This is a genomic window from Ruegeria sp. AB9 (assembly GCF_056542585.1).
The window spans coordinates 18,983-45,543 of sequence record NZ_JBQGAA010000005.1; the positions used below are offsets into that span (position 1 = coordinate 18,983).

General features: G+C 58.0%; 19 protein-coding genes. 10 read left to right on the plus strand and 9 right to left on the minus strand.

Features of this window, described 5'->3' with window-relative positions; all coding sequences use genetic code 11:
- Nucleotides 1-126 precede the first annotated feature (126 nt).
- Both ACR0K5_RS13010 and ACR0K5_RS13015 read left to right on the plus strand, forming a co-directional pair.
- Nucleotides 127-2,166: an oxidoreductase gene (locus ACR0K5_RS13010; protein WP_480630260.1), complete on the plus strand. Its 2,040-nt coding sequence runs from the start codon at nucleotides 127-129 to the stop codon at nucleotides 2,164-2,166.
- Between the two features lie 88 nt (nucleotides 2,167-2,254).
- Nucleotides 2,255-4,273, plus strand: coding sequence for a CocE/NonD family hydrolase (locus ACR0K5_RS13015; RefSeq protein ID WP_480630078.1), 2,019 nt, complete (start codon nucleotides 2,255-2,257; stop codon nucleotides 4,271-4,273).
- Between the two features lie 146 nt (nucleotides 4,274-4,419).
- On the opposite strand, the gene ACR0K5_RS13020 is transcribed toward ACR0K5_RS13015, so the two are convergent.
- Nucleotides 4,420-4,881 carry an Lrp/AsnC family transcriptional regulator gene (locus tag ACR0K5_RS13020; RefSeq protein WP_480630079.1) on the minus strand — a complete coding sequence of 154 codons (462 nt, stop codon included), beginning with the start codon at nucleotides 4,879-4,881 and terminating at the stop codon, nucleotides 4,420-4,422.
- Between the two features lie 109 nt (nucleotides 4,882-4,990).
- Here ACR0K5_RS13020 and ACR0K5_RS13025 point away from each other — a divergent pair, with 109 nt between their 5' ends.
- From ACR0K5_RS13025 to ACR0K5_RS13035, 3 genes are all read left to right on the plus strand, one after another.
- A complete protein-coding gene (locus ACR0K5_RS13025) occupies nucleotides 4,991-6,133 on the plus strand; it encodes an amidohydrolase (RefSeq protein WP_480630080.1) in 1,143 nt (380 codons plus the stop codon).
- A gap of 13 nt (nucleotides 6,134-6,146) precedes the next feature.
- Nucleotides 6,147-7,319 carry a diaminopropionate ammonia-lyase gene (locus ACR0K5_RS13030; protein ID WP_480630081.1) on the plus strand — a complete coding sequence of 391 codons (1,173 nt, stop codon included), beginning with the start codon at nucleotides 6,147-6,149 and terminating at the stop codon, nucleotides 7,317-7,319.
- Between the two features lie 179 nt (nucleotides 7,320-7,498).
- Nucleotides 7,499-8,752: an MFS transporter gene (locus ACR0K5_RS13035; RefSeq protein WP_480630082.1), complete on the plus strand. Its 1,254-nt coding sequence runs from the start codon at nucleotides 7,499-7,501 to the stop codon at nucleotides 8,750-8,752.
- An 80-nt stretch (nucleotides 8,753-8,832) separates the two neighbouring features.
- On the opposite strand, the gene ubiV is transcribed toward ACR0K5_RS13035, so the two are convergent.
- From ubiV to ubiT, 3 genes are read right to left on the minus strand one after another with little or no spacing between them, the layout of a single operon-like run.
- A complete protein-coding gene (gene ubiV / locus ACR0K5_RS13040; RefSeq protein WP_480630083.1) occupies nucleotides 8,833-9,738 on the minus strand; it encodes a ubiquinone anaerobic biosynthesis protein UbiV in 906 nt (301 codons plus the stop codon).
- Between the two features lie 4 nt (nucleotides 9,739-9,742).
- A complete protein-coding gene (gene ubiU, locus ACR0K5_RS13045; RefSeq protein WP_480630261.1) occupies nucleotides 9,743-10,720 on the minus strand; it encodes a ubiquinone anaerobic biosynthesis protein UbiU in 978 nt (325 codons plus the stop codon).
- The gene (gene ubiT, locus ACR0K5_RS13050) at nucleotides 10,720-11,262 is read right to left on the minus strand and encodes a ubiquinone anaerobic biosynthesis accessory factor UbiT (RefSeq protein WP_480630084.1); all 543 of its coding nucleotides are present in this window, start codon (nucleotides 11,260-11,262) and stop codon (nucleotides 10,720-10,722) included. Before ubiT ends, ubiU begins: the two co-directional genes overlap by 1 nt.
- 137 nt (nucleotides 11,263-11,399) lie before the next feature.
- Between ubiT and ACR0K5_RS13055 the strand changes: the two genes are divergently transcribed.
- The 5 genes from ACR0K5_RS13055 to ACR0K5_RS13075 all read left to right on the plus strand — a co-directional run bounded on the left by ACR0K5_RS13055 (nucleotide 11,400) and on the right by ACR0K5_RS13075 (nucleotide 19,982).
- Nucleotides 11,400-12,908 carry a UbiD family decarboxylase gene (locus tag ACR0K5_RS13055; RefSeq protein ID WP_480630262.1) on the plus strand — a complete coding sequence of 503 codons (1,509 nt, stop codon included), beginning with the start codon at nucleotides 11,400-11,402 and terminating at the stop codon, nucleotides 12,906-12,908.
- On the plus strand, nucleotides 12,905-13,498 hold the full coding sequence (locus ACR0K5_RS13060) for a UbiX family flavin prenyltransferase (protein ID WP_480630085.1): 594 nt from the start codon (nucleotides 12,905-12,907) through the stop codon (nucleotides 13,496-13,498). Before ACR0K5_RS13055 ends, ACR0K5_RS13060 begins: the two co-directional genes overlap by 4 nt.
- A 146-nt stretch (nucleotides 13,499-13,644) precedes the next feature.
- Nucleotides 13,645-15,141 carry a trimethylamine methyltransferase family protein gene (locus ACR0K5_RS13065; RefSeq protein ID WP_480630086.1) on the plus strand — a complete coding sequence of 499 codons (1,497 nt, stop codon included), beginning with the start codon at nucleotides 13,645-13,647 and terminating at the stop codon, nucleotides 15,139-15,141.
- 4 nt (nucleotides 15,142-15,145) lie between these two features.
- Nucleotides 15,146-17,563: a GcvT family protein gene (locus ACR0K5_RS13070; RefSeq protein WP_480630087.1), complete on the plus strand. Its 2,418-nt coding sequence runs from the start codon at nucleotides 15,146-15,148 to the stop codon at nucleotides 17,561-17,563.
- 4 nt (nucleotides 17,564-17,567) lie between these two features.
- The gene (locus ACR0K5_RS13075) at nucleotides 17,568-19,982 is read left to right on the plus strand and encodes a GcvT family protein (protein WP_480630088.1); all 2,415 of its coding nucleotides are present in this window, start codon (nucleotides 17,568-17,570) and stop codon (nucleotides 19,980-19,982) included.
- Nucleotides 19,983-20,007: 25 nt separating this feature from the next.
- Here ACR0K5_RS13075 and ACR0K5_RS13080 read toward each other — a convergent pair whose 3' ends face one another.
- The 5 genes from ACR0K5_RS13080 to ACR0K5_RS13100 all read right to left on the minus strand — a co-directional run bounded on the left by ACR0K5_RS13080 (nucleotide 20,008) and on the right by ACR0K5_RS13100 (nucleotide 26,526).
- A complete protein-coding gene (locus ACR0K5_RS13080; RefSeq protein WP_480630089.1) occupies nucleotides 20,008-21,267 on the minus strand; it encodes an aminotransferase class V-fold PLP-dependent enzyme in 1,260 nt (419 codons plus the stop codon).
- A gap of 19 nt (nucleotides 21,268-21,286) precedes the next feature.
- Nucleotides 21,287-22,300 carry a glutamate cyclase domain-containing protein gene (locus ACR0K5_RS13085; protein WP_480630090.1) on the minus strand — a complete coding sequence of 338 codons (1,014 nt, stop codon included), beginning with the start codon at nucleotides 22,298-22,300 and terminating at the stop codon, nucleotides 21,287-21,289.
- The gene (locus ACR0K5_RS13090) at nucleotides 22,301-23,563 is read right to left on the minus strand and encodes a PLP-dependent aminotransferase family protein (protein ID WP_480630091.1); all 1,263 of its coding nucleotides are present in this window, start codon (nucleotides 23,561-23,563) and stop codon (nucleotides 22,301-22,303) included.
- On the minus strand, nucleotides 23,560-25,044 hold the full coding sequence (locus ACR0K5_RS13095) for an aldehyde dehydrogenase family protein (protein WP_480630092.1): 1,485 nt from the start codon (nucleotides 25,042-25,044) through the stop codon (nucleotides 23,560-23,562). Before ACR0K5_RS13095 ends, ACR0K5_RS13090 begins: the two co-directional genes overlap by 4 nt.
- Nucleotides 25,045-25,149: 105 nt before the next feature.
- Nucleotides 25,150-26,526 (minus strand): aminotransferase, encoded by a 1,377-nt coding sequence (locus tag ACR0K5_RS13100; RefSeq protein ID WP_480630093.1) that lies wholly within the window; start codon nucleotides 26,524-26,526, stop codon nucleotides 25,150-25,152.
- Nucleotides 26,527-26,561 lie beyond the last annotated feature (35 nt).

A 26,561-nucleotide genomic window follows, 5' to 3' on the forward strand; every position in this document is an offset into this window, starting at 1 on the left:
GCTCGTCCCAAATTCGGAGCGCCGTATGCCACCCAATACTGCAACTGCCATGCCTTTTGAGTTTCCGTTACAGGACGGCGAGGCTAGTCAGCGGACAACGGTCGCGTGGAAAAAGGTCGCGTGGTCATGAACCGCGATGTGCTGCTGCAACCTTACCAGCTGAAACATCTGACCCTGAAAAACAGGATCATGACGACCAGCCATGAGCCCGCCTATCCCGAAGATGGAATGCCCAAGGAACGATACCGCGCCTATCATGAGATACGCGCAAAGGCAGGTGTGGCGATGACCATGACTGCAGGCTCTGCCACTGTCAGTCGTGACAGCCCACCAGTTTTCAACAACATCCTCGCCTATAAGGATGAGGTCGTGCGCTGGATGGCTGAGCTGACGGATGCCTGCCACGCTCATGGTTGCGCCGTGATGATCCAACTGACCCACCTCGGGCGGCGCACCGGCTGGAACAAAGGCGATTGGCTGCCGTCCGTTTCGTCATCGCATTTTCGTGAACCGGCACATCGCGCCTTTGCAAAAAAAATGGAAGATCACGATATCGAGCGGATCGTGACCGATTACGCCGATGCTGCCGAGCGTATGCAGGCCGCAGGTCTCGACGGAATTGAATTGCAAGCCTATGGCCACCTGATCGATCAGTTCTGGTCACCGCTCACCAACACGATGGACGCGCCCTATGGCGGCAATTTCGACAGTCGATTGCGGTTCGGCTTCATGGTTCTGGATGCAATCCGCGACCGCGTCGGGAAGGATTTCGTCGTTGGCGTCCGCTACACCGCGGATGAGGTTGAAGAGGGCGGCATCACCCAAGAAGAAGGGCTGGAGATCGGCCGAAGGCTGCGCGACAGCGGACAGGTCGATTTCCTGAACGTTATCCGCGGACGCATTCATACGGATCCGGCCATGACGGATGTGATCCCGGTACAGGGCATGAAAAGCGCGCCGCATCTGGATTTTGCCGGTCGTGTGCGCGCCGAAATCGGGATGCCGACCTTTCATGCGTCGCGCATTCCCGATGTGGCGACCGCACGGCATGCAGTGGCGTCAGGTTTGCTGGATATGGTTGGCATGACCCGCGCGCATATGGCCGACCCGATGATCGTTTCTAAGATTCAAGCCGGTCAGGAAGATGACATCCGGCCCTGCGTCGGCGCGACGTATTGTTTGGACCGGATCTATCAAGCCGGTGAAGCGCTGTGCATTCACAACCCCGCCACCGGGCGCGAATTGTCTATGCCGCATGTGATCCCCGCTGCCGATACCCGCCGTCGAGCGGTCATCGTGGGCGCAGGACCCGCCGGGCTTGAAGCGGCACGGGTCGCGGCAGAACGGGGGCATGACGTTACGGTTCTGGAAGCCGCTCCGGAACCCGGTGGGCAGGTTCGTCTGACGGCGCAATCCCGACGCCGGGCCGAGATGATCGGGATCATCGACTGGCGCATGGCGCAATGTGCTGCACGGGACGTCAAATTCCATTTCAACACCGTTGCAGATGCGGATGACGTAACAGCCCTTTCGCCGGATATGGTCGTGATCGCAACCGGAGGGTTGCCCGAGACGACGATATTGGAAGCCGGCAACGATCTGGCGGTTTCGGCTTGGGATGTCCTTTCAGGCGACGTTCAACCAGGTGAGAATGTCCTGATCTACGATGATGCAGGTGATCATCCTGCCCTGATGGCCGCTGAGGTCATCACTCAATCAGGCGCGCGGGTCGAGATTATTACACGCGACCGCAGCTTCGCGCCCGAGATCATGGGTATGAATCTGGTGCCTTACATGCGCGCTCTGCAGAAAACCGGTGCGGTGTTCACCGTTACCCGGACATTGAAATCGTTGATGCGTTCAGGCAATCAACTGGAAGCCGCCATTGCGACGGATTACTCGGATCTGGTGGATAAGCGCATATATGATCAGGTGGTTGTCAATCAGGGAACCTTGCCGCTGGATGATCTCTATTTCAAACTGAAGCCGTTGTCGCGAAACCTTGGCGCTGTGGATCATGACTCTCTCGTCTCCAACTCAGACTACGTGTTTCCCCAGACCAACCCGAAGGCCGAATTTGATCTTTATCGCATTGGGGACGCCGTTTCGTCGCGCAACATACACGCAGCCATCTTTGATGCGCTACGGCTGGGCCTGCGGTGGTGAAGCCATTGGAAATCAACTTTGCAACGCGATGCCTAATACCTTTCCTTCGTCGAACCGGGTGCGCACCCAAACAAAATAAGGACCGGACATGAACAAAATCGAGGTCACCGAAACCGTTTGGATCCCGCTGCCGGACGGTACGAAACTTGCGGCGCGCCTGTGGCTGCCGGAAAATGCGAAAAGCGTTCCCCTGCCGTGTATCCTCGAGTACATCCCCTATCGCCGCCGGGACAGAACCCGGATGCGGGATGAAGGTATGCACCCGCAATTTGCAGCCGCCGGGTACGCGTCGATCCGCGTTGACATCCGGGGGTATGGTGACAGTGACGGTATCGCCGAAGATGAGTATTCGCATCAGGAGATTCAGGACGGTCACGACGTCATTCAGTGGATTGCCGATCAGGACTGGTGCGATGGAAGCGTCGGAATGTTTGGAAAAAGCTGGGGTGCTTATAACGCGTTCCAGGTGGCCGCGACCTGCCCTCCGGCGTTGAAGGCGATTGCGCCGGTGATGGGAACGGATGACAGGTGGCGCGAGGACATTCACTTTTACGGGGGTTGTCTGGCCACCGACAATTTCTGGTGGGGCTCGATCATGCAGCTCTACAATGCCATGCCGCCGGACCCCGAGATTGTCGGCACAGACCGCTGGATCGACATGTGGCGCGCGCGGCTGCAAGGCGCTGATTTCTGGCCTGCCATGTGGTTGGAGCACCAAGCCCATGACGAGATGTGGCGGCGTGGTTCGATCTGCGAGAATTACTCCGACGTACAGGTACCGGTTTACTTTTTTGGCGGATGGATGGACCTGTATCGTGACACGCCCTTCCGCATCGCGGAACACCTCAGTGGACCGGTCAAAATCCTGATGGGACCCTGGGCACATCTTTACCCGCATGAAGGGGTGCCGGGCCCCAAGGCCGATTTTGTCGGAGAGGTGATCCGGTTTTGGGACCATTGGCTGAAAGGAAAAGACACGGGGTTGATGGACGAACCGCCCCTGCGTTTTTTTCTGCAGGACAGCGCAGCCCCGACCGGCACTCATATCGAACGCAAGGGACGCTGGGTTGAAGAACCGAGCTGGCCGTCACCGAATGTCACACATCAGTCCTTATGGCTGAATGAGCTGGCGTTGGAAGCCGAACCCGCTTCCGGAGCGGAGCTTTCGATTTGCTCGCCGCAGACCTTTGGGGCAGCCGCGGGCGACATGTGCTCTTTTGCCATTCCCGGAGACATGGCGGCGGACTGCCGGATCGACGCCGCGGGCGCGTTGCAGTTCAAAGGTGCACCGCTTGAAGAAGCGCTGGAACTATTGGGGCAGCCGTCTGTTGATCTGAAAGTGTCAGCGGATCAGACTCAGGGCTTTGTTGTGACGTTGCTTGTGGATGAAGCCCCGGACGGCGCGCAGACGCTGATTGCACGGGGTTTCTGCAACCTCAACCACCGGATCAGCGATACCGAACCCACACCGATCACGCCCGGTGAGGAGATGACAGTAACTGTTCCGATGTATGGAACCGGCTATCGGGTTTTACCGGGTCATCGCATCGTCTTGCAGGTCGCGTCGACCTACTGGCCTGTACTTTGGCCCGCACCCGAACCCGTAACACTTACTATCAGGCCAGGTAGCTCGCGGCTGAACTTGCCGATCCGCAACCTTGCTATTGATACAGCAGAACCACGCCCCCTGCCCGAACCAAAAGCGTCCGGTGTCGCTCCAAAAAAGACAAAAGTGCGCTCGGGCTCGATGGAGCGCTCGGTCCACACAGACCTGACGAATGGCGAAATGACTCACAGGTTTTTCCTTGACGGAGGCGTCTTTGGGCCGGTGGGTGATTTCCGTCTCGACGATACCGGGACGGTGCTGAGCGACGTGTCAGATCGCAAGTATACGATCCAACCGGGTGAGCCGCTTTCGGCTGTTGCCACGATGGAACAGACCGCCGGTTTCGACCGCGAAGGCTGGTCAGCCAAAATCTGGACCTATTCAGAACAACGAGCGACGACCACCGAATTTCATTTGACCTCGCGTCTGAAGGCATGGTCGGGAGACGAACTGATCTTTGAGGAAGAAAAGACGCATGTCGTTCCCCGCAATGGGATGTAATTAGAAACTCTGCCTTTGCACCTTGTTGGCTTTAGGCATTGAGATCATTGGCGAGATTTGACGTCGGCAACCTTGCCGATCAAACAAAAGTGGCGAGGCGTGTGTGAAATACGTCTCGCCGCGTCTGTTTCTGTCCTTTGTGCCTGTCAGAAACCCAAAGCGCTGCCGGATTTGATGGTATCCATCGACACGAAGGTTTTGAACTTTCGAATATTGCCGTTTTCAAAGAACATCCGGCGGGTGAAATCTTCGTATACCGCCATGCTTTCGACGACCACGACAACCATGAAATCCACCTCTCCGGTCACGTAGAAGCACTGTTGGACTTCCGGCGCATTCAGTAGAGTTTTCTTGACCGCATCAATCTCATCAGGGGTTTCGCTGACCAGTTCAAGTTCAACGAATATGGTGAGCTGAAGACCCACTGCCGCCGGATCAACAATGGCCACATTGGCGCTGATCACGCCTTCCGCCTCCATCCGGCGGATACGGCGTTGCACGGAGGGTGCCGAGAGATTCACGGCCTCACCGATCTTGTGCTGGGTGGTTCTGTTGTCATGCTGCAGGATCCGCAGGATCGCGCGGTCGAACTCGTCCAAATGTGTCATGTGAAAGAAACTTGCATGATTTGCCTAAAAGTAGAGCCCATTTTTCAGGCTAGGTGCAATAAACTTGTTTCAACCACGTTAGGCAACACGTCGAAGAGGATGAATTGCCATGACCGCTTTGACAGAAAGCCTGCGCGCATTGCGCCACGAGTTTCATCGCAACCCCGAGCTTGGGTTTCAGGAAGACTGGACCAAGGCACGGATCGCCGAGCATCTGCGAAACCTTGGCATCGAAGTGCATGAAGGTATCGGAGTTGTTGGCGTTTTGAGGTCGGGTAACGGTAACCGGGCCATCGGGCTGCGTGCAGATTTCGACGCGCTGCCCATCACCGAGGCCAACACATTTGCCTACAAGTCGCAGAACGAAGGCGTCATGCATGCTTGCGGCCATGATGGCCACACAACCATGTTGCTTGCTGCTGCCGAAATGCTGGCCAAGGATCCGAAGTTCGACGGCACAGTTGTTTTCCTGTTCCAGCCCAACGAAGAACACGGGCTGGGCGCGAAAGCGATGATTGATGAGGGTGTCTTAAAAACCTTCCCGATTGACGAAGTCTATGGCGCTCACAATCTGCCGGGTGAGTCTGTTGGACGGGTTTCAACCCGTGCCGGTGTCATCTGTTGCAGTGAAAGCCTGTTCGAAATCACGATCACCGGTCAGGGCGGCCATGCTTCGATGCCCCATGTCGGGCGTGAAACGATCACTCCTGCTGCGGAACTGGTTCTTGCCTTGCAAACCATCGTCTCACGCAAGCTGGCGCCCTCATCTGGTGCGGTGGTGTCAGTGACCGAGTTCATCGCCGACGGACAACGCAATGTCCTTCCAGGGCGCACTGTTTTGAAGGGCGACGCGCGGGCCATGTCACCGGAAGACCGCAAACTGATCGAGAGCAACATGCGCCGGATTGCAGCGGGTGTGGCCAAAAGCCATGGTGTTGGCGTGACAGTGGATTTCCATACTGAGTTCATCGAGGCGATCAATGATGCCGATGCTGCATCCCACGTCGTTTCGGCGGCGGCGGCTACAGGGCTGGAGGTGGACGGAGACCGTCCTGCCATGTCCTTTTCAGAAGACTTCGCTGAATTCGTCGCTGCGGTGCCTGGGTGCTTCCTGCTAATTGGCAATGGGACCGAAGGGTCGAATGGCCGTCCTCTGCACTCGGCTGATTACGACTTTAACGACGAATTGCTCCCTCTGGGTGCAAATCTTTGGGCGGAGCTGGTGCGGCAGCGCCTGCCGCTGAAACCCTGACAGGACATAGACCATGACAGAGATCATCGCCTACCAGGCAGGACAGCCGGACTTCGGCCCCGCTGCTGAAACCGTTTTGACGCAACAGGATTTCGCGCGTGCCGCGGAAGAGATCATCCAATGGGAGGGGTATAAGCCCACGCCTCTGCACTCTCTCCCCTCGTTGGCGGCCGAGATTGGCGTTGAGGAAATCCTCTATAAGGACGAAGGTCCTCGGTTCGGGCTTGGCAGTTTCAAAGCACTGGGAGGTGCGTTTGCTGCTTTGCGTGTTCTGCAACGTGAAGTATCGCGCCGAACGGGCCAAGATGTGTCTTTCGAAGATATCCGTACTGGCCGCTGTGCTGATGAGGTCGCCGGGATCACGCTTGTTTCGGCAACTGATGGCAACCATGGTCGGTCTCTCGCCTGGGGGTGTAAGCGGTTTGACGCCCCTTGCCGGATTTACATTCATGCCGAAGTCAGTGAAGGCCGCGCGCAGGCCATGCGTGAACTGGGGGCTGACGTTGTGCGTATTGACGGCGACTACGACGCCTCGGTTGATCAATGTCGGCGTGAGGCGGCCGAAAATGGCTGGTTCGTGGTCTCAGACACATCCTGGCCCGGCTACACAGACCCGCCGCGAGACGTAATGTCAGGCTACGGTGTCATGGTCAAAGAAATCGTGGATGCATTGGACACCGCGCCAACGCATGTCTTTGTGCAAGGAGGTGTTGGGGGGCTTGCCGCGGCTGTGGCGGCAGCATTACGCCAGGCCTGGGGCGACGCCGCTCCGCGCGTTGTGGTTGTGGAACCGCTTCTGGCTGCGTGTTTGTTCGCAAGTGCAAATCAGGGACAAGCCGCGCCAGTAGAAATCGTTGCAGAGACCATCATGGCGGGTTTGTCTTGCGGGGTGCCTTCCCCGATGGCGTGGGAGGTATTGCGCAGCGAAGCATCAGACTTTCTGACAATCGGTGATGGGTTGATCCCGCCGACCGTCCGTCGGTTGGCGCGTCCACAAGGTGAAGATCCGGTGATCGAGGCGGGCGAGAGCGGTGTTGCCGGGTTGGCGGCATTGATTGAAGCGGCTGGTAACCCAGAGCTTGTCCAGAAGCTTGGTTTGACCGCGCAGTCCCGTATTCTGACAATCGGCTCCGAGGGCGTGACAGACCCCGACATCTATGCTCGGATCATGCAAGGCGACGGGTAGAGTCGCCACAACTCAGGCTGGCGAAAATACCAGTTAGTTCATCCAAAAAACCTAGTTGCAATAGCCCCTTAGTGGGTGGAACTCGAAGCGTCGGCCTGCAACGGAAGAGTTCCATCTAACGACATCTCGATGTCGTTGGGGTTGTATACAGATCTGACCCGCCAAAGTAGCCGTTGGCTATGATACGCGCATTAAATGAAAACTGGGCACTGTTCCTGGGAATGTTCATGCTGATGGTCGCCAACGGCTTGTTGGCGACGTTGCTGACGATCCGGGGGGCCAGTCTGGGCTTCAGTGACTTCACGATTTCCATTATGCAGGCGAGCTATCCCTTAGGCGCGCTTGCCGGGACGGCACTGGCCCCACGGCTGGTTGAAAATGTCGGGCACATTCGGGCGTTTTCCGCCCTTGCCTCGCTGGTCTCAATTGCGGCCATTGTGCATCTGCTGACCAGCGACGCGATCAGCTGGAGCGTGATGCGCCTGTTGGGTGGGTTTTGTTACCCGGGGCTTTACGTCATCACTGAAAGCTGGCTGAACGCAAAATCCGAAAATAACATGCGCGCTCAGGTCTTGTCGCTGTACTTCATTATTCAGCTTGCCGGCCCGGCCCTGGGAACTGCAATAGTCGGTTTCCCCGACCCCACCGGAAACCTGCTGTTCGGCCTTGTTTCCATTCTGATTTCACTTTCGATTGTGCCGCTTCTTCTGTCGGGGAACAAAGCCCCCGAATATGCCGCGCCGGAGCGCATGTCGGTTCCAGTGCTTTACAAAGTTTCGCCAATAGCGGTCATCGGGATCGTTCTTGCCAGTGTCGGTGTCGCGGCGTCTTACATCTCGCTACCACTATATGCGCTGCAACAAGGCTTCACTACGGCGCAGGCTTCGGGGGCGCTTGTTGCTGCGTTGATCGCCGGTGCAGTGGTGCAATACCCGATCGGCTGGCTTTCTGATCACACGGACAGGCGCTATGTGGTCATTGGGCTAGGTGTTATAACGACCCTGTCCAGTCTTTGGATGGCCATTGATACCGCGCCGTCGCATATCGTCTATGGCTTTGTTCTGATCGCAATTGGGCTGTACCCAGCCTATTCGATCCTGACGGCGCATGCGAATGATCAGCTCAAACTGTCTCAGATCGTTCCGGCCAGTGGCACGATGGTGTTGTTGCTGAATGTCGGTCTGCTTGTCGGAACCATGTTGGGACCAAACTCCATCTCTTTGTTCGGCGGACGGGGTCTTCAGTTTCTTCTGGCGGGTATCGGTATTGCGGTTGCTCTCTTCGCCTTGATCCGACGCGTTCAGGTGGCCGCACCCACCGATACCGGCGACGTGCAGGTTGTGGGGATTATCGGCACCGGACAGCCCGGGGTTTTGCAGGCCGAAACCTGGGTTCAGGAAGAAGAAACCAAGGCAAGCGCAGAAACCTCTTAGGGGCTCCAGACATAGGGCAGCTGTCTTCATTCACGCCAATTGCGCAGATCATCGAACCGTCGCGGCAATCAAACAGGCGTTTAAGTCGTCCCTGAGACACCAGACCATTCAGCGCCAAAGGAACCCGTCAGAAACCCGTCGCTTAACCGAATATCCGGATCAACGCCACGCAGTACGCGCTCCAGTTCGCCCTCAGGCAGGCCTCCATCGATGCGCTGACGATAAAGCTTGCACAGTTTATGAAACCCGTCGGATTGCGGCGACAGGCGCAACGCCGAGACACCCGCCTGCCGTAGCAGATCGATCTGATGGTCCGTGCAGGCATAACTGTCTGACAGGGTTTGCACCCCGTTCATTGCCATAAAAGGTTTGCCGTCACCGGTCAGAACGTCCAGCCCATCCGGGTCGTCTTCGCAGGCGAACTGGCAATTGTCCTTGCTGCGCCCATGCAACCGCGCGTGATAGCAGCGCCCGGAAATGGCCAGCGGCAACCTCCCGTGCCCCCATACTTCGACCGCGACGCCCAAATCAGAGGCAACCTGTGTCAGCGCTTTGACCGAAGCGATGGGCAATTCAGGCGGAAGACAAATGCGGCGCGCACCCCGTGCGGCCAACCACTTCAAAGTACCTTCGTTGTACACGTTGACCAATGGGCCAACGGCAAACGCGCAGTTGTCGGGCAAATGCGCCAGCGCGGTCAGATCGTTGATCTCAACCATGATGCCCATTTCTGCAAGCTCAGCCGTCAGTTTGCGCTCGCGTTTCAGGGTCACCAAGGCCAAGCTTGTCAGTGCGACCTCTTTACCCGCTTCGACCAACCGGGATATCGCCTCAGGGATACGATCCTGATAAAATGGCAGGCGCTTGGAACAGACCAGTTCCCCGACCACAACGCGATCAACGGGTGATCGGGCTATGTCGTCATAAAATTCGGCCCAGGTTTCGGCGGGCCAGAAGAACTGGTTCGGGCCAACGGTCAATTCCATCGGGTTATCTCCACGTCTTTTTATAAGCGCCGGTCGTCATGGCCTGCCCTTCGGACAAGCGCGCCAGCATTCCTTCGGGCATTGACCGCCCCGCATCCAGCGCATCGACAGCGGCGCGAAAATTCCGAACGACTTGTGCGACATAGGATTTGGACCGTTGGCGCCCTTCGATTTTCAAGGCCGTTACACCCGCCTTTTGCAATTGCGGGATCAGCCGTTCTGCATTCAGGCTGACGGGATCTTCGAACAGGTGCCCTGTCTTTTCACCTGCGGAAAAACACCCTTTGCACAATGTCGGATACGGTGCGGGCTCGTTGCGTTCGACCCGGTGGATCAGGTAACCACCAAGGCGCGCGTTCAACGCACCCTGATCGTCCTGATACTCCACATGGCTGGCGGGAGAGCAGACACCGTTCATGTTGGGGGACAACCCGGTGGCATAAGAGGACAGCGAACATCGCCCCTCGGCCATTACACAAAGACCGCCGAACACAAAGACTTCGGTTTCGACTGCGGTTTCAGAGTTTATCGCAGCAATTTCAGGCACGGACAGCACGCGCGGCAAGACCACCCGTTTGACGTCGAAAGTTTCGGCGTAGAAGTTTATCACATCAGCATTGGCCGCCGCGGCCTGAACGGACAGGTGCCTGCGCAATCCTGGATGGTATCGCGCAGCATAGTCCAGCAAACCCAGATCGGCGAGAATTACAGCATCTGCACCACAGGTTTCGGCATCCGCCACTGCCTGTCTCCAGATCTCTTCGCTGCCCGCTCGTGGGAAGGTATTGATTGCGATCAAGACCTTGGATCCGTGATCGTGGGCAAAGGCAATTCCGGCCCGCATTTCAGCGCGGTCGAAGTTGAGACCCGGAAAGTTCCGCGCATTGGTCTCATCATTGAAACCACAGTAGACGGTGTGGGCTCCGGCCTTGACAGCCGCACGCAGGGCGGCGGGCGTTCCCGCCGGGCAAACGATTTCCATTACCATAGGACCGCATCCTCGGGCCGGGTCAAACAAAGGCCGGTCCGACGCTCCGCAAACGCGATGAGCTGCTCCAGCGGTCGTGCAAGCGGGCCGGAAAGGGTTGCAACTTCGTGCGCGAGATCCAGCTCTGCGTCATCAATTGCATTGCGCAGCGCCAGCGCTGCCGCTGTGTCGCCCTCGATCACCAGATCACGCGAAAAGAACAGGGCATCACCGTCGAACGCACCGTGCACCAACCCAAGCAGCGCAGCCATAGGACCGGAGATTCGCGCAGCCCCTGTCTCGTGTCTTCGGCTTAGTGTCACCTTCGGCGCACCATTATTCGCATCTAGCAATAGAACAACCGGCAAATCCGTCGGATCAATCACAAAAACAGCCCGGTTATATTCGCCAAGCCGATTGAGCAAGTCGGGGTGTTTCTTGGTTATTTTGCGGGAAAACACTGTCAGTGACAGCGACAAAGGTGCAAGCGGAACAAACCGCAGGCCGGCTGCCAGGGCGACAGGGCAATGCGGAATCGGGTTTTGGGGATCGGACAAACAGACCTCCTGCTGTCTCAACAATGTGAACCGGTGCGGCCTTCCTAAAGCCGCCCCGGCATCATGGACTTGACGGTTGTCAATTCGACCCATCGCTTTCGTTGTTAGAGGGTGAGCACCACCGCCGGAGCAAACCCATTCGCACCCTGCCGCAATATCCCAGCCTTCGACATTTTCTGAAATGGTGTGAAGAAACAGGACAGTTCAGGCGCATCCCTGATCCTGTTTCGGTATGTCACCAAATGACCGCTGTCCACCGCGCGGTGTTAGAGGCCAATGGGCCGGTGTTGCAGTTTGATTCACCGTCAGGTGTATCCGCCGGAAAGACCGACATACCGGTTGTGGTCAACCTGTTCGGAACCACGGAACGCGTCGCCGCCGGACTGGGCGTTTCACTCGAAGGGCTGGACGATCTGGGTGCATTTTTGGCAGCGCTGCGGGCGCCGACGCCCCCGGACGGGTTGCGGGATGCGCTGTCCCGGTGGCCGATGCTGAAGGCGGCATTGTCTACCCGACCGAAGCAGGTCAAATCTGCCGCTGTTCAGCATGTTTGCCACAGCGGAGCCGAGGTAGATCTCTCTGCGCTGCCAATCCAGACACACTGGCCCCAGGATGCAGGGCCTCTGATCACGTGGCCTGTTGTCATCACCCGGCCCCATGGCAGCGAACCCAACGCTGCACAGACATACAATGCCGGCGTCTATCGCGTTCAGGTGCTGGATCGGAACCGTCTGATCATGCGCTGGTTGCCACATCGCGGCGGGGCCGCCCATCATCGCAGTTGGGCACAGCGAAACGAAAAGACGCCGGTCGCAATTGTTCTGGGCGCAAACCCCGCGACGTTGTTGTCGGCCGCTCTGCCTCTGCCCGAAACCGTATCTGAACTGACATTTGCCGGAGCCCTGAACCAGAACCGGCCGCGCCTGGTTCCAGCTAAATCCGTCCCTCTGTTGGTTCCTGCAGATGCCGAGATCGTTTTGGAAGGATGGGTGTCGCCCAGCGAAACTGCTCCCGAAGGGCCTTTTGGAGATCACACCGGGTATTACAATCCCGCCGAGCCTTTTCCGGTGATGCATGTCACTGCTGTAACCCATCGCGAAGCGCCTTTGTACCTGTCGACCTATACCGGACGCCCTCCGGACGAACCTGCCATCATCGGCGAAGTGTTCAATCGCCTTGCCTTGCCAACCATTCGCGCGCAAATCCCGGAAATCCACGACCTTTGGCTGCCTCCTGCGGCCTGTTCCTATCGCATCGCAATCGTCGCCATCGACAAGCGATATCCGGGGCAGGCCCAACGTGTGATGATGGCCCTGTGGGGGATGCTGCCGCAATTCAGCTATACGAAGATGATCATTGCAGTCGATGCCGATATCGACCCCCGCAACTGGGACGACATCGCCTGGGCGCTTGCCACACGAATGGACCCAAGCCGCGACGTGATGACCTTGGACAGAACACCTATGGACTATCTGGACTTCGCCTCACCCGAACCCGGCTTGGCCGGGAAGATCGGTATCGACGCAACCACAAAACTGGGCAGTGAAACATCGCGGGAATGGGGGACGGTCATGCGCACCGCTCAGGCCGATCAAGTCTTTGCCGAAGATCTTGTAAACAGATTGATGCCGGAGCTGAGAGCATGACAAAAACCCGTGTAGTTTTGGGCGTATCAGGCGCTTCTGGCGCGGCATTGAGTCTTGCGGTGGCGCAACAGTTGGCGTCGGCGGATATCGAAACCGACCTGGTGGTCAGTCCGGCCGCCGGTCTGACACTTGCGCAGGAATGCGGCCCCGATGCTCTGAATGAACTGCGGCAGTCGGTGTCCCGTCATCACGCATCCACGGATATCGGGGCCAGCATCGCGTCCGGTTCGGTTCCTGTATCCGGGATGATCGTCGCGCCCTGTTCTATGCGTTCGCTTGGTGCAATCGCACATGGTCTGGACGATAATTTGCTGACACGCGCCGCCAGTGTGCAACTCAAGGAACGGCGACCATTGGTTCTGCTGACACGCGAAGCACCGCTGACGCTGGCGCATTTGCGGAATATGACAGCAGCCGCAGAAATGGGGGCCATTATCCTGCCCCCTGTGCCAGCCTTCTATTTGAATCCAGTCAACATGACTGAAATCGTGGCGCAGATCGCAGCGCGCGCAGTGGATTGTCTGAAGTTATGCGATCCTGTCGCGAAACAGTGGCATCCCGAACATAAGGCGGCCAAACTCAGCACCTGAACTGAGGCTTTCGGTGTCGATGTCGCGCAAGGTTCTAGCCCCTTATTTGCGTGAATTTCATTCATTAAAATCTACAAATAATGGAATTGAGCTAATTTTTGGCCCTTTCTAAGATGTCGTGGATTCTCCCTTCCACGGACGTGTTTATGCGGCGAACAAGAAACAAAAGGCCCGCCAACCCTGCGACACAAAAGGTGACGGTTCCGCCGCTTGGCGGGTGTTTCCAACCGTTGAACAACAACAAGCTGAAGCATATCACAGACACGGCTTTCGACATTCTGGAGCGTATCGGTGTATCCGGCGCACCCAATGACACTCTTGAACTCGCCTTGGGTAACGGTGCCTTGGCGCGGGCCGATGGACGCATCACCTTTTCGCGCGATCTGGTCGAAGATATGCTTGCAAAAGCCTGTAAACGGGTGGAATTGCCCGGGTTCAATCGAGACCGAGGGATCGAAATCGGCGGTGGCCGTGTGCATATCGGCACCGGTGGAGCAGCCGTGCAGGTTCTGGATGCAGCCACGAATACGTTTCGCGACAGTACATTGCAGGACTTGTACGATCTGATGCGCATTGTCGATGCCTGCGACAGTATTCATTACTCTCTGCGCCCCGTTGTGGCACGTGATCTCGAAGACCCGCTGACGCTGGATATCAACACCGCCTTTACCGCGATGAAGGCAACCTCAAAGCCAATAGGCACCAGTTTCTTTGAGCCAGCCAACGTGGCACCCGTCGTCGGGATGTTCGACCAAGCCCTTGGTGGCGAAGGCGCGTTTCGCATTCAACCATTCTGTTTTGCCTCGGTCTGCCACGTGGTGCCGCCCCTGACGCTGGCCGAAGAGGCCTGCGGCGTGATGCGCGAATGCGTGCGGCTGGGGATGCCTTTGCAAATCTGCTCGGCGGCACAAGCGGGGGCGACCAGCCCAGCTTCGCTGGCCGGTGCACTGGCGCAGGGGTTGGCGGAATCGCTGGCCGGTCTGGTTCTGGTCAACATGATGCAACCCGGCTTTCCCTGCATTCTGGCTTTCCTGCCCTTCATCTCGGACCTGCGCACAGGGGCGATGACCGGCGGGTCGGGTGAGGCAGCGGTGGCCAACGCTGCCGCCGCGCAATTGCTGCTGAACCTTGGTCTGCCTTCGACAGTTTCGGCCGGCATGACCGATGCCAAAACAGTCGATGCGCAGTCTGGTTACGAAAAGGGCTATACCATTGCGCTCGCCGCGCAGGGCGGTGCCGACATGATCAACCTGTCGGTCGGAATGCTGGGATCAATCATGGCCGCCAGCAAAGAGGCTTTGGTGATCGACAACGATATGTGCGGTGCCATCCTGCGTACGGTGCGAGGAGTCGAGATGTTCGAAGACTCCATTGATCTGGCCATGATCGAAGAGGTGGTGACCGGCGAAGGGCATTTCCTCGGCACCGTTCAGACGCTGGACCTGATGACCAAGGAATATGTCTACCCGTCACTGGGCGACCGCCAGAGTGTCAACGACTGGCTGGAAAGCGGCGCGCAAACAGTCTGGGACCGGGCCATCGCCCGCGTCGCCGAGATCGAGGCGCAGCCTGCACCTTCTCATCTATCCGCTGAAATCGAGGCTTCGCTTCGTGCCCGCCTGCCCATTCATCTGAAAGATTAAACCCATGAAAAGCCAAGCCAAAGTTGTGATCATTGGGGGTGGTGCGGTTGGTGTCTCGACTCTGTACCACCTTGCCAAGGCAGGCGTAACCGAAACGCTGCTGATCGAAAAGAACGAATTGACCAGTGGATCGACCTGGCACGCAGCTGGCAATATCCCGACCTATGCCAACAGCTGGGGTGGGATGCGCGCGGGAAACTATGCCTGGCACCTGTACAAAGGTCTGGCCGACGAGGTTGATTACCCGATTACCTACCGTCACACCGGTGCCTTCTGGCCTGCCCATACGCCGGAACGGATGGACCTGTTCCGCCACCTCGTCGGGATATCGAGGGGGCTGGGTTATGAAATGGCGATGCTCACGCCCTCCGAGATGGATGAGATGCACCCATATTTCAGCTCGGGCAACAGCATCATCGGAGGGATTTACGACCCTTATGAAGGCGACGTGGACCCCTCGCAGCTGACCCAGGCACTGGCCAAAGGCGCGCGAGATCTGGGCGCGGCGATTGCGCGGTTTACCACGGTTACCGGCATCAAACGCCGCGCTTCCGGCGAATGGCTGATCCAAACAAACAAGGGTGATGTGACCTGCGATATCGTTATCAACGCGGGTGGATACCATGGCCGCCAGGTCGGGGAAATGGTCGGCCAGAAGCTACCCGTCGTTACGCTAGAACACCAATATTTGGTTACTGAAAGCTTACCGGAGTTAGAGGCCAACCCCGAAAACTTCCCACTCGTTCGCGACCCGGACATCATGTATTACCTTCGCCGCGAGCGGAACGGGCTGCTGTTGGGCTCATACGGCCATGAAGGTCGCCCGGCGTGGCTGGATGGGATGCCCGAGTGTTTTGCGAATCAGCTTTATCCGGACAGTGTCGATGACATCGCTGAAATCCTTGAAGCCGCGCTGGAGCATATCCCCCTGTTGGGCAAGGCCGGCGTCAGCCGCTTTGTGAACGGCCCGGTCCCCTACAGCCCCGATGGCGCGCCGCTCTGCGGTCCGGCATTTGGGTTGCCGAATTTCTACCACGCCTGTTGTTTTCCTGTGGGTATCACCCATTCGGCTGCGGCGGCCAAAACGCTGACCGAGTGGATCACTGAAGGTGAAACCGAATGGGATATGTCCACGTGGGACCCGCGCCGTTTCGGTGAGGAATGGGCGACCTTCGACTATACTGTCAAACGGGCCAGCGAACTCTATGAGCATCAATATGCGATTCCGTATCCTCACCGTTTGTGGAAATCGGGACGTCCGGTGCAAACCACACCTCTCTATGACACCTTGAAAGCCAAGGGTGCCGTTTTCGGGCAAATCGCCGGATGGGAACGTGCCTTCTGGTTCCAGACGGATCAGATCAAGGATGACGGTCATCTCAGCTTCCATCACGAGGCTTGGCACAATGCGGTCAAAGCCGAATGCGAAAATGTGCGCGGCAATGTGGGCGTGATGGATCATGGCGGGTTCACGCGCTATGAGGTTGAAGGGCCACGAGCCACCGAATTCCTTAATCACGTGTTTTGCGGCGAGATGCCTTCGGTCGGTCGGGTCAAGCTGTCTTACATGCTGACGCCCAAGGGCAAAATCTGGTCCGAAGCCACAATTGCGCGACTGGACGAGAACAAATACCTGCTTTGCGGCCCGACACTGGCGGATCAGCGCGATCATGACTGGATGTCGAGGTTCCTGCCTGAAGACGGCGTAACCCTCACCCGAGGTTCGGAGTTTGACGCTGCGCTGATGGTAATGGGGCCAAAGTCCCGTGATGTGCTGCAACCGCTGACCGGGGATGACCTGTCAAAAGAAGCAGCACCGTGGATGTCCGTGCGTGAAATCACCATCGCTGGTGTGCCGGTAATTGCCTTGCGCGTGTCCTATGTCGGCGAACTGGGATGGGAACTGCATATGCGCAGCACCGATCTGGTAACCGCCTATACTGCGATCATGGACCAAGGGGCTGAAAAGGGCATGGTCGAATTCGGCTCTTACGCGCTGAACGCTATGCGGCTCGAAAAGGGCTATCATGGCTGGGGCGCGGATTTCGGCATCGAATATACCGCTTTTGACGCGGGCTTGGACCGGTTTGTCAGCAAGAAGAAAGACAGCTTTGTCGGCCGCGAGGCGTTTTTGGCGCAAGCTAAACAGCCGAAGGACTATCACTTTACCGCCTTTGTTCTGGACGGACACGGCGCAGATGCCTTGTCTTCCGATCCTATCTGTCGAGACGGCAAACCAGTGGGCTACGTCAGCTCGGGCGGCACCGGGTTTCGCATCGGCAAGCGCATCGCGCTGGGGTATCTGACCGAAGCAGCTTGGCCAGGAGACGTGTACCAGATCGAAGTGCTTGGCGTACCGGTCAACGCAACCGTGACCACCGTACCCTTCTATGATCCCGAAAACGAACGACTGAGGGGGTAGTATCGTGGCGAAACCCCTTCCCGGCAACGTTCAGGTTGCGATCATCGGTGGTGGCATCGTCGGCTGCGCCACCGCGTATCATTTTGCCAAGGCAGGCTGGTCGGTTGCCCTGTTCGAACGCAAGAAACTGACTTCGGGCACCACATGGCACGCCGCCGGGCTGGTTAGCGAAACACAAGGCGTGCCGATCATGTCGGCGCTGGCGAAATACGGGCTCGACCTGATGGAAAGCCTTGAGGACGAGACCGGCCAAAACACCGGGTTCAAACGCAATGGCTCGATGACGATGGCGTTGACCGAGGCGCGTGTAGAGGAGCTGCGACGCAAGATCGACTATGCCCACGGCTGCGGCTTACGCGCAGAAGAGATCAGCCTGACCGAAGCGCAGCGGCGCTGGCCTCTGTTGTCGATCCATGATGCCAAAGGCGCATTCTGGTTTCCGGGCGATGGGTATACCAACCCCATAGACACGACCATGGCATTGGCCAAGGGCGCGCGAATGCATGGCGCCGAAATCTTTGAAGATACCAAGATCACAGGTGTCGTGCTGGAAGGCGGTCGCACTGTTGGAGTGGAAACTAACGAAGGCTTGGTGCGCGCCGAACATGTGGTCAACGCCACCGGCATGTGGGCGCGTGAGTTTGGTTTGACCCACGGTGTGCAAATTCCTTTGCACTACACCAACCACTACTATGTGGTGACAGACCCGATTGAAGGGGTGACAGGCGACCTACCGGTTCTGCGGGTGATGGATGAATACGCCTATTACAAGGAAGACGCAGGCAAACTGCTGATCGGCTGTTCTGAACCCAATGCCACCCCTTGGCTGCCCCGGGACGGCTTGCCCGAGGCATTCGAGTTCGATGAATTGCCCTGCGATGAAGAGCACCTTTACCCAATACTCGAAGCAGCACTGAAACGGGTTCCGGCGCTTGCAAACTCGGGCATTCGCAAATTCTTCAACGGGCCGGAGTGCTTTACCCCGGATGCCAAGCATTATCTGGGGCCGGTCCCGGATGTGTCAGGCTATTGGATCGCTGCCGGGTTCAACTCGACGGGCATTCAGAATGGCCCCGGCGCAGGTAAGGCGTTGGCCGAGTGGATCATGAACGGCCACATGACCATGGATCTGACTGATGTAGACAGCCGCCGTATTGTACCGGGTCTGAATGCGCGCAGCTATACTGCCACCAAAGCGGCAGAAACGCTGAGCCATGCCTATTCAATGCACTGGCCTTATTTGCGCAAGACCGAGGCACGAGGGCTGCGCCGGACGCCCTATTTTGCCCATCTGAAAGATGCAGGCGCGCAGTTCGGCAGCGCCAATGGCTGGGAACGGCCACTGTACTTTGGACGCGAGATGACCGACGGGTTCGGGCGCGAGCCTTGGTTCGACGACTGGAAGGCCGAGCATTTGGCGCTGCGCAACGATTTGGGCCTGATCGACCTGACGTTCGGCCGGTTCATGGTCAACGGGCAGAACGCCGAAGCACATATGCAGCGGCTCTGCGGGGCCAACATGGCGGTTGCGCCGGGGGCGTTAGCCTATACCCACATGTTCAACCAGCAAGGCGGGATCGAGGCGGATGTGACCGTCGCGCGCCTGAGCGAAACGTGCTATATGATCACGGCCTCTGCTGGCGCCGAACCCCAAACCGAATACTGGCTGAAAACGCAGTTTGCGGGCTCTGGCGTGTCGGTCGTCAATGTTACGTCCGCTGAGGCGACTCTGGCGGTGATGGGTCCACGCGCGCGGGAGTTTCTGACAGACCTGAGCGATGCTGACCTGTCGAACGACACCTTCCCGTTTGGTTCCTGGCAATTGTTACATATCGGGCACGCGCCGGTTCGGGCCCAGCGGATCACATATGTTGGTGAGTTAGGATGGGAATTGCATGTGCCTTCCGAGTATGCTCCGCAAGTTTTCGAGACGATTATGGCTGCACCAGATGCACCGCGTCTGTGCGGGGGGATGGCTGTAGATAGCTGCCGGATCGAAAAAGGCTTCCGCCACTGGGGTCATGATATTGGCCCCTTCGACAGCCCGGTGGAAAGCGGCCTGACTTTTGCTTGCGATTTTTCGACCGATTTTACCGGTAAAAGTGCCATTGAAGCCCGCAAAGCAGCCGGAGCTTCCAGCCGTTTGCTATCCTTCAGGCTCGATGACCCCGAAGCGCTGGTATTCGGGAAAGAGCCGATCCTGTGTAACGGTCAGATCGTGGGGCGTCTGACCTCTGCCAGCTATGGCTGGAGTGTCGGCGGAGCCATCGGCTTGGGGTATGTAACACGACCCGAAGGAATGGCGATGACGGCACTTGCAGCGCGAAACTATCAGGTGATGGTTGCAGGACAGCCCGTTCACGCACAGGCCAGCCTGCGCCCGTTATACGATCCGGACAATGAACGGATGCGCGGCTGAGTTCTGCGCCCCCAGAACAACGTGGTTAGCTGTCCTGACCCAACTCCTTGATCGCGGCCAGCAGGCGGGCGATCTCTTGTTCTGTGTTGTAGTGGCAAAACGAGATGCGGATGCAATCCGGCAGACCCAATGGATCGAGAACGTTACCAGAGTAATGATCGGCCTTGCGGGTATGAGTGCGAATGCCTTGCTGGTTCAGAATCTCAACCACGTCTTCGGACGCACGACCCTCGACCACGATAGACACCAGCCCCTCGCGGGCCGGGTTGTCAACGCCTGCCAGAATAGTGACGTGATCCATATCGCGCAAACCCGGCAGGTTGCCGGCGCCACGGATGGCCGTATTGGTCAGGTGGGTTTCATAGGCGTGAATGGCACGACCTGCCGCCTCGATCCGCTTGCGGGGATCGGTCTCTTCAGACACCTCTCCGCCCAGCCAGTCAAAATAGGACACAACATCTGACACGGTCGCATAAGACCCTGCGTCGCGTGTACCGAATTCCCAACCCGTCGCAGGTGCGTTGATCAGCATGTCATGGGGCAAAGCGCTTAGTTTTTCCGATATCCACGCAATGCCGTAACCATGGCGGGAAAACACCTTATAAGGTGAAATCGCATAGCCATCGACGTCATAAGCGTCGATATCCATCTGTCCGTGGGCTGCGTGCTGAATGCCATCCACAACGATCAGACAATCCGGCGCCACGGTGCGGATTGCGGCCGAAATAGCAGCCACGTCCATCCCCATACCAGTCACCGGTGAGGCATGCAGGATTGTTGCCACCGCAACATCCGGGGTCATCAGCGCGGCATAGTCCTCGACGGTAACCAGACCAGTGTCGTCATCGTGGGGCACATTTACATACTCCAACCCTGCAATTTCAGCCCAACGGCGCGCGGCGCTGCGGGTTGCCGGATGCTCGATAGACGATCCAATTACCTTGGCGCCCTTGGGTGCAACCAGACAGGCCGTGCGGATCATGCGGAACAAAAGCTCGGTGCCGCTTTCTCCTGCAAAGAACTGCCCGCTTGAAGCGTTCATGAACACGGCCAAGTCCTGCTTGGCCTTGCTGATCACATTCTGGGTGCCTTGCCCTGCCGGATTGATACGACCCGGATTATCGGGGATCGCGGCATAAAATGCTGACGTTTCGGCAACCGACTTCAACGTCAAAGCGCCACCAGCGTTTTCGAAAAAGATACGCTCTCCCTGAAACGGGCAGCTGTCCACATGCGCAAACCGGTCGCGGATTGCGTCAATCAGGGCGGGGTTGTTCTGGATCATAGGGGTGTCCTGTGCATAGTCAGAGCGCGCGGCTCACAATCGTGCGGCAAAGTTCGGCCACCGCAATATGGCTTTGGCGGGGAAACCCGTCGACACTGTCGTCGACGATTCCGTGAGTTGAGTTGATCAGGCCATTGGCGACCATCGTGTCCAGCAACAGAGCTTCGCGTTCGGGTGTATGAAGTAGTTTTCCGTCACCTGCGCGGGCGGCCATGGCTGCGACAATTGCCGTGCACCCCCAATTTGAACAGGCCGACGTTACCAGCACGTCACAGCTGGTTACTGCCCCGATCCCACCGCCGCATCCGCATTGGCAGACATCGCCATAGGGCACATGGGTTTTCACGTGGTCTGCAACCTTGCCCATGCCGATTTCATTGCCGCCGTCTCCTACCGCAACTACCGGAACGCCGCGTTCCAGCGCCAGATCGAACAGGAAATCCACACGTGCACGTCCCATCCCATAGTCGATCCCTCGCATAGAGTGATAAACACCGTACTCATTGCGCCCCACCCTTTCGGTTGAGAACAAAAGGTCGGGTCTCAGGTCTGACAGAAGTGCTGCGGCCTGCTTTGGTCCACCTTCGTCATCTGTAGCGAAAGGCAGCATGACAATCGTAGCGAGGCTTTTATCGGCTTGCGCGATTTTCGCCTGGTCCAATGCCACCGGAAAAAGTCCTGCCGCCTGACAGGTATTGCGGATGGCAGCCAACAACGTCTCTTCGCACAGCATCACGCAGGTCGCGTTACGCGCCAGTACCAATGCCCGCGCTATCGCGGCTGCACCAGAAGGACCATCGTTCTCGCCCAATGCCGACGTGATCCACGCCCGCGACACAGACCCGGTGGTCATCACCACGGTCCCGCCCTCGGGCACGGCCATCAGTGCATCCGCCGCCGCACCAACCAGTGACCCGCCCTGCAACGCACGGGCGGCGTCGAACAAATGTTCGACGCCACGTTCGCCCATGTCGATATTCACCAACTGATCCAGCCGGTTATCCAACCGAGAAATCAAGGCTGAGTCGGCCATTCACGCTTCTCCAAACAGCATTGCGGATACCCAGGCCTTGTCATGCAGGTGATCCGCTGTCTCTTGCATCGCCGACACCAAACCGTCTGCCACCTCTGCCGCGCCCCCCGCCCGCGCAACTGCGCCCGAGGTTGGTTTCAGCCTGATCGAGACACGGCCGCCGGGCTGGCCGTGGGTGTTGACCGTCACGATACCCTTGTCGCGCAACATCAGCATACCGATTATTGCGGTTATCTCCGCCGGTACAAGGTCGGTTGTGTCAGCAGCTGCCATGCTAAGAACCACCTCGGCCGCATCCTGCTCATCGATCTTCGGCCCCAGCGCCGAGCGAGTTATACGCTCGGCCCCGAGCTTGGCCTCAAGCGCGTCAGCCAGATCCTGACCATCCTGCACCTCTTGCAGCAGCAGATCGGGTGTGAACCCTTGCAGACTACGCATGGCACCGACGGCAACAGGGGCGCGGGCCTCCATACCCAGTTCACTGGCTTTGGCTTGCACCGGGATCAGCGCCTCGGGTTCCCCGCAAATCACCCCGGCACGCGGACCGGACAGACCAGCCTTGTCTGCATTGGTTATGACCAGATCCGCACCAAATGCCAGCGATGGCGCCCCGCCCTGCAAAACAGGGCGGAAGCGAGCGCCATAAGCGTCGTCTAGAAACAACACACACCCTGCTTTCTTTCCTGCAGCAACCGCATTTCGGATCACGTCGTCGTCCAGCACAGAAAGTTCCGACGTAACCGGAGTGATCACGAACAGGGTCGGGTTATCCCTAGCCAATACCTTTAAAACTGCGGGCAGATCATAAACCTCGCGCACTGAAACGCCCGCCAGTCGCGCCCCGCGCAGAACCGAAGCATGGCTGCGATCACCCGCGGCTACGAGTGACAGTACCGGCCTGTCAGTGCTGTGAGCCAGAACCGTTGCCACGATCCCTGCACTTGTTCGATTGACCACTGCCGCCGACTCATGCCCCTGCCCGCCCAAATGAGCAATAGCAGCCTGACGCAGTTCTTCACCGAAAAGACCGGGTCCGATCCATTCTTCACATAACTCGGTCAGATCATCCGCTGTAGCAGGATAAAACCGCAAATTTCCCGTACAGATAGCGATTTGGCCGACACCATTTCTAGCGACGAAATCAGCTGCGATGCGGTCAGCTTGGGCCAGCCTGCGCACCTCATCCGCTGAGCTTTTCAATAGCATGCCGCGGGCATACCCCACACTCGGATCGATGACATTCCCAAATCGGTCCGTACTCACGCGCCACCTTCGATATTGATGGTGATGCATTTGCGGTATGTATAAGCCTCAAGCGCGCCTTCGATTGAGTATTCGCTGCCCATGCCCGATCGCTTGGTGCCGCCGTATGACATGCCGGGGATCTGACCGCCGCCTTGGTTGACCTGAATCCAGCCAGCGTCGATGGCGCGGGTCAGACGGGTGATCCGGCTGATATCATGGGTAAAAAGAAAAGCGGCCAGCCCGTAATGTGTATCATTGGCCATGGCGATCACTTCCTGTTCCGTCTCGAAGGGGATGGCGACCAAAACCGGGCCGAATACCTCCTCGCGGGCGATGCGCCAATTGTTGTCGATGCCGGTGAGAATAGTAGGATTTGGGCAGAAACCATCAGGGTCTTCAGCCGGGGTTTCGCCGATCAGGAAAGTGGCGCCTTGGGCCTCTGCTTCGGCCACATAAGCGCGGATTTCGCCATAACGTTCCGCATTGACGACCGCGCCCATATCCACATCGGGGTCCAGCGCATCGCCGACCTTCAGTGCAGCAGATTTCTCTGCCACTTTGGGCATCAATTCACGCCAGATGTCCTTGTGCACGAACAAGCGCGACCCGGCGGTGCAGCTTTGACCCTGACGGGCAAAACGCATGGCGTTGGCCACTTGTTGCGCCGTGCTGTCCAAACGGCCATCCGCAATGGCGTCCGGGAAGACGATGGTCGGAGATTTGCCGCCCAGCTCCAGCGTCAGCTTGGCGATACGGTCGGCTGTGGCCTTTCCGATCAGCTTGCCCACTTCACTTGACCCGGTGAAGGATACCTTGTCCACGTCAGGATGCGACGCCAGGGCCGCACCGGCTTCTTCTCCCAGCCCGGTGACCACGTTGAACACCCCCGGAGGGAACAGGCCATCTGCCATCTCAGCCAGTTTCAAGATCGCCAGTGGCGCATCCTCGGCAGGTTTCAGGACCAGACAGTTTCCGGTCGCCAACGCCATGGAGATTTTTACTGCACCCAACTGCAGGGGCGAGTTCCACGGGATTATCGAGCCCACAACACCATGTGGTTCCCGCGTAGAAAAACTGAACAATCCGGGGCCTAGCGGTAGGGTCTCTCCTTTTTGTTCGACCGCAACGCCGCCATAATACTTCAGAACCCCGGCAGCCCCCATAGCCTCGCCCCGCGATTGGGTCTTGATGGCATTACCGCTCTCGGCGGCCAGTACGCGGGCGACCTCTTCCGCATTGGCTTCCAGACGACGACCGAGTTCCGTCAAAAGCTTGCCGCGCTCACTCGCAGCCAAAGCGCGCCACGCTGGCAAAGCGGCACGGGCGGCATCGACAGCCAAATTGACCTCGGTTGACGTGCCGCGACCGACCTCGCAGATCGGAGTGCGGCGCGAGGGATTTTCGACCACCAGCCGCCCTTCGGGCCGATGCCAGGCACCGTTGATGTAACTTCCGGCCAACCCATCTTCTGGAAGTATCGGTATCAGGTGTGTTGTCATCCCTGTTCTCCTTGGCGAACTACGGGTCCAATTAAGTTCGTCGCTTGAAGGGGGAACCAGCGACGCCGGGATCGGATGAAAGCCTGAGCCTGACCCCACAAACGATCAGATTTTCGCGCGAACCACCGCCCAGGCATCATCCAGAGCACCCTTGAAGCGATCAGTTGCGATATCGATCTCATCCTCGTTGATGATCAGCGGCGGCATAAAGCTCATCCGGTCACCAATCGCTCGTAGGTATAGGCCCCGATCATGAGCAAAGTTCTGCACAAGCTCACCCACTTTCCAAGAGGGATCGAAGGGTTCACGGGTTTTTGCATCCTTCATCAGTTCGAAACCGCAGAACAACCCGACGCCGCGCACTTCGGCCACCAGCGGATGGTCTGCCATAGCGTGGCATTTTTCGAGGAACCGTACGGAAACCTTGCGGACGTGTCCGACCAGATCAATCTCGTCATAGATATCCAGCGCTTCCAACCCCACAGCAGCCCCGACCGGGTGGCCCGCATAGGTATAACCGTGACCAAAAGTGCCGACCTCGTCCGAATTCTTCATCATGTAGGCATACATCTCGTCTTTGAACATCAGCGCCGAGATCGGGAAGAACGCCGCCGAAAGCGCCTTGGCGCACGAGATCATGTCGGGCTCCAGCCCCCAGGTCTGCGATCCCCACATATTGCCGGTGCGACCAAAACCGCAAACGACCTCATCGGCAAGAAATTTGATGTCGTACTTCCGTAGAACGGCCTGCATCTCACGCCAATATCCTTCAGGTGGCATCAGCGCGCCGCCACCCGAGATGGCCGGTTCGGCAAAGAAGGCCGCCACCGTTTCGGGGCCTTCAGACAGGATCAGTTCCTCGAACTTCGCGGCCATCCGGGACGAGAACTCTTCCTCACTTTCGCCGTCGATGTGAAAGCGGTAATAATTCGGCAATTCCGTGTGTTTGAACTCGGGCAATGGAAGTCCGAATTTCGTATGCATATGGGGCTGACCAGACAGCGACACTGTCGCAATCGTGTTGCCGTGATAGCCACGCACCCGGCCGATGATCTTGCGCCGTTTCGGCTCACCCCGCGCGGTGTTGGTGTACCACAACAGCTTGATCGCGGTGTCATTGGCTTCGGACCCCGAACACTGGAACATCACCCGGGTCATCTCTCCGGGCGCCATTCCGATCAGCCTTTGGCCCAGTTGTGCTACACGCGGATGCGAGCGGTTGTAAAAGGTGGGGGCAAAAGGCAATACGTCCATCTGGCGTTTCGCTGCATTCGACAAGCGTTCGTTGTGATAACCCAGCGAGACACAGCCCAGACCGGAAAACCCGTCAATAATCTCACGCCCTTCACTGTCGTAAATGAAGACCCCGTTGCCATGCGTGATCATGGTTGGACCGTGCTCGGAATGCTGGTGCAAATTCGACTGCGGATGCACGTGATGTGCAATGTCCTGTTCGATGGCGCGTTTGGCGGCAACGTTCATGAAGGGTGCTCCAACCATATGTCTGGAGCGATTTC

Excerpts from the sequence above, each read along its gene's own strand:
- ACR0K5_RS13060 (WP_480630085.1), top strand. The coding sequence starts at position 12,905 with ATGACAAAAACCCGTGTAGTTTTGGGCGTATCAGGCGCTTCTGGCGCG.
- ACR0K5_RS13025 (WP_480630080.1), top strand. The coding sequence starts at position 4,991 with ATGACCGCTTTGACAGAAAGCCTGCGCGCATTGCGCCACGAGTTTCAT.
- ACR0K5_RS13010 (WP_480630260.1), top strand. The coding sequence starts at position 127 with ATGAACCGCGATGTGCTGCTGCAACCTTACCAGCTGAAACATCTGACC.
- ACR0K5_RS13035 (WP_480630082.1), top strand. The coding sequence starts at position 7,499 with ATGATACGCGCATTAAATGAAAACTGGGCACTGTTCCTGGGAATGTTC.
- ACR0K5_RS13095 (WP_480630092.1), bottom strand. The coding sequence starts at position 25,044 with ATGACAACACACCTGATACCGATACTTCCAGAAGATGGGTTGGCCGGA.
- ubiV (WP_480630083.1), bottom strand. The coding sequence starts at position 9,738 with ATGGAATTGACCGTTGGCCCGAACCAGTTCTTCTGGCCCGCCGAAACC.
- ACR0K5_RS13080 (WP_480630089.1), bottom strand. The coding sequence starts at position 21,267 with ATGATCCAGAACAACCCCGCCCTGATTGACGCAATCCGCGACCGGTTT.
- ACR0K5_RS13015 (WP_480630078.1), top strand. The coding sequence starts at position 2,255 with ATGAACAAAATCGAGGTCACCGAAACCGTTTGGATCCCGCTGCCGGAC.
- ACR0K5_RS13100 (WP_480630093.1), bottom strand. The coding sequence starts at position 26,526 with ATGAACGTTGCCGCCAAACGCGCCATCGAACAGGACATTGCACATCAC.
- ACR0K5_RS13030 (WP_480630081.1), top strand. The coding sequence starts at position 6,147 with ATGACAGAGATCATCGCCTACCAGGCAGGACAGCCGGACTTCGGCCCC.
- ACR0K5_RS13065 (WP_480630086.1), top strand. The coding sequence starts at position 13,645 with ATGCGGCGAACAAGAAACAAAAGGCCCGCCAACCCTGCGACACAAAAG.
- ACR0K5_RS13070 (WP_480630087.1), top strand. The coding sequence starts at position 15,146 with ATGAAAAGCCAAGCCAAAGTTGTGATCATTGGGGGTGGTGCGGTTGGT.
- ACR0K5_RS13020 (WP_480630079.1), bottom strand. The coding sequence starts at position 4,881 with ATGACACATTTGGACGAGTTCGACCGCGCGATCCTGCGGATCCTGCAG.
- ACR0K5_RS13085 (WP_480630090.1), bottom strand. The coding sequence starts at position 22,300 with ATGGCCGACTCAGCCTTGATTTCTCGGTTGGATAACCGGCTGGATCAG.
- ubiU (WP_480630261.1), bottom strand. The coding sequence starts at position 10,720 with ATGGAAATCGTTTGCCCGGCGGGAACGCCCGCCGCCCTGCGTGCGGCT.